Origin of the sequence: Curtobacterium sp. B8 (assembly GCF_000333315.1) — a bacterium.
GTDB classification, from domain to species: Bacteria; Actinomycetota; Actinomycetes; order Actinomycetales; family Microbacteriaceae; genus Curtobacterium; species Curtobacterium luteum.
Genome location: NZ_BACW01000110.1, coordinates 1 through 1,053, shown reverse-complemented (window position 1 = coordinate 1,053; position 1,053 = coordinate 1). Strand labels below are relative to the sequence as shown.

The window sequence follows — 1,053 nt, the reverse complement described above, 5'->3', positions numbered from 1 at the left end:
ACCTGCAGCAGTTCCGAACAGTCGGTTCAGCCAGCCGACAGTCGGCTCAGCCAGCGAACAGTCGGCTCAAGCCAGCGGACAGTCAGCAGGGGATTTTGCGTCCGGTGTCCGTCGTCACCTTCACGGGCTTCCGTCGCATCGTCGCGTTTCAAAGGATGACGACGGCCGGTCACAAACGAATCGTCCTCCGTCACCGGAGACTCAGGCGCGAACCCACTCGAGAACCTTCATTTCGCCAAATCGTTTCACTCGCACGTGGAAGCCCTCGGCTCGAAGAACAGAAACCGGAGCGCCGGGCATGACTCTGTCCGCCCCGACTACGACCCACACGCGTTCGTGCTTCAACTCCGCGGCAGCAACAGCCTGTTCCGGCTTCAACCGGTCGCTGTAGCTACCAGTCTCCGGCCATGGGTCCCGCAGCGCGATGTCGTCGAGGTGTTCAAACTGCCGCGGGTACGCGGCGAGAGCGATCCGAGGGCGAAGAGAGACGGTACCGGAGGCGCCAAAGAGTATGGCGTCTCCTGGGGTCGCATGCTCCCCAATGAATCCGGCGACTTCCCGAAGGGGCTGGCCGCCTGGCTTACCGTCCTCGCTTCGTGCCTGCAAGTACGACGGTAGTGCGGCGACGACGAGTGTTACCGAGACTGCCGTTCGCCATTGCCTGCGTAACGTTGCTATCGAAAGTCCGACGAGTGCGCCAATAGCGGGGGACACGAAGCTGAGGTACCGCGGCGTGAATAGGGGACCCGCGATCAAAGTAGCAAGAAGGATCGAGACGACAGGAATCGCGGTCCATAGGAGGAAAAGGAGCCAGGGAGATCCTAGGAGGGTTGAGCGCGTCATCATTGCGCCGACGAGGATGAGCGCGAGAACTGCTCCTGCAAGCCACCAGGCGTTGGCGAAGAAGCTCTCAACGCCGATCGTGTAGGGATTCACCTGTTGATTACGAAGCCAGGCCACCTGTCCGTCGCGGCCTTCTTGGCGGGGTAGTCGGCAGCACCACCCGGTTCGACGCGCTCAGGCGCCGCCGCTGGAGCGCAGCACGGCGTCGAC

Annotated in this window: 1 protein-coding gene; it reads right to left on the bottom strand. The window is 62.5% G+C overall.

Annotation, left to right across the window (positions count from 1 at the left end; genetic code table 11):
- Positions 1-201: 201 nt before the first annotated feature.
- Positions 202-936, bottom strand: a complete 735-nt coding sequence (locus I59_RS21830; RefSeq protein WP_148286055.1) for a hypothetical protein — start codon at positions 934-936, stop codon at positions 202-204.
- Positions 937-1,053: the final 117 nt, after the last annotated feature.